Origin of the sequence: Nostoc sp. UHCC 0251, assembly GCF_034932245.1 — a bacterium.
GTDB lineage: Bacteria > Cyanobacteriota > Cyanobacteriia > Cyanobacteriales > Nostocaceae > Nostoc.
In genome coordinates this window covers 1-1,609 of the sequence record NZ_JAYGHD010000266.1, presented here as the reverse complement: position 1 = coordinate 1,609, position 1,609 = coordinate 1, and the positions used below count along the sequence as shown (strand labels likewise).

2 protein-coding genes are annotated in these 1,609 nt (G+C 46.7%); one reads left to right on the top strand and one right to left on the bottom strand.

The features are described from left to right. Nucleotides 1-124: 124 nt before the first annotated feature. Nucleotides 125-1,405 (bottom strand): acetyltransferase, encoded by a 1,281-nt coding sequence (locus VB740_RS18110; RefSeq protein WP_323201342.1) that lies wholly within the window; start codon nucleotides 1,403-1,405, stop codon nucleotides 125-127. Between VB740_RS18110 and VB740_RS18105 the strand changes: the two genes are divergently transcribed. Further along, nucleotides 1,404-1,586: a hypothetical protein gene (locus tag VB740_RS18105; protein ID WP_323201341.1), complete on the top strand. Its 183-nt coding sequence runs from the start codon at nucleotides 1,404-1,406 to the stop codon at nucleotides 1,584-1,586. The genes VB740_RS18110 and VB740_RS18105 overlap by 2 nt on opposite strands. Nucleotides 1,587-1,609 lie beyond the last annotated feature (23 nt).

Here is a 1,609-nt window from a genome sequence, read left to right as displayed (position 1 = left end):
TCCCCTGCTCCCCTGCACAAGCGCAGGCTTTGAGGGGTGTGGTGAGAAATCCGGGAAAAGATATCCACGCTACACAACGAGCAGCTAAGAACACGGCTGGTATAGGAGTGAAAGCAGTCTCCCCTTACCACTCCACAGGTAGAATCATGCTGCCGTTGTCGGCATAGATTGTTCGAGAACCAATAGCCGTTCTGGGATCTAATGTAGAATTGAAGACTGCGCTTCTTTGCCCAATAGCTGAGTGGTTGCCAATGCTGGCGCGGAATATAACAGAGTTCGGCCCTAGCCCTACAGCATTACCTATGCTAGTTTCAGGGCCATCAGCAACACCATTGACAACCTGCCTACCGCCATGAACTAGAGCGCGAGGCCCATAACCAACTCCATCACCAAGAGTCAAACTAGTGGTTTCTAATGCGTGAAAGACAACATCGTTTGCCATCCCAGCAATTGACCCAACATTAAAAGGTTCACCCTCATCAGCACGTAGCGAAATTCTATTAGCTAGTTTGTTGTTAAGCGTTGCTAAAGAATCTTGGAAAGTAAGATTACCGATAATCCGGTTACGATAGTTCGGATCACGAGTTGGACTTCCACCTATCTGCGGCAGACCTCCAGAATTAAAGAAGGTGACGGGAGCATAATTAATTCCTGTGACGTTTGTCAAATCGGCTCTAGCTAATTCTGTGTAACCTTTGGCAAATGCATCATTGACTTCAATAATGGCTTCCATTAATGCAACGTCGGCTTGGGTCAGGTTTGCCACTTTCCCCAAACTGCCGCTAGTAGCTTCAAAGTTATTTGTGACGTTTTTACCTGGCAGGACTACTTTCCCGGCAGGTAAGGTAACACCAGGGCCAACCCGTGAGAGAAAGTTGATTACTGTGTTTCTTTCTACAGTTGCACCGTCTATTTCACAGTTGAAAGCGAGAAACGTCTCTGGAATAGTGTTGCTGAACTGAGTATTGGTAACTGGGTCAGTAAAAGGCCCGGTTAAGCCTTGAGTACCGATTTTAGCTGCACCTTTGACAATGGCCATGTGTGCCATAATGACTCTTGGCCCAATCTCCACTCCGGTTCCCGAAGCTGTAATTTTCACTTGGTCTTGGACATTAGAATCTTCTGCAATGCTAATGGGAGCAGTAGTAGCGTCTAACTCGGCAAATGGCGCAACATAGACTTTTTTGCCCAAGCTTATATTTGTTGGATTGGTGATTGTTGCAGTTGGGTCAATGAAACTAGCTGACTCTGAAGGTGCTGTGCTTGGACATATAGGTAGGTTATTCGCCGTTGGATTACAACCCCCTCCAGTAGCAACGGCGGGTTGTTTATGTATCTGTGTACCTATGACAAACGCTAGGATAATTGCAACTAAGGCGCTAAAAATTGGGCGAGGTTTGAACATGGAAAGAAAACTCCTCACGGTTTTTGGAATATTTGGCTATGGGAAAATCTGCGCTCTTCAAGTACAAAGATATACTCAGGCACTCGCATATAGCGGGCGAAACGCGATCGCAACCGCAGGAATTACTCAAAAATTACATTGCACCCGTCTTTATCAAGAAAGGCAGATAGCGCAGCGTTAGCGAGTCCGCGAGCGTCGGGCAGA

What these genes read in the sequence shown, in the direction of transcription:
- VB740_RS18105 (WP_323201341.1), top strand. Translation starts at nt 1,404, where the DNA reads ATGGAAAGAAAACTCCTCACGGTTTTTGGAATATTTGGCTATGGGAAA.
- VB740_RS18110 (WP_323201342.1), bottom strand. Translation starts at nt 1,405, where the DNA reads ATGTTCAAACCTCGCCCAATTTTTAGCGCCTTAGTTGCAATTATCCTA.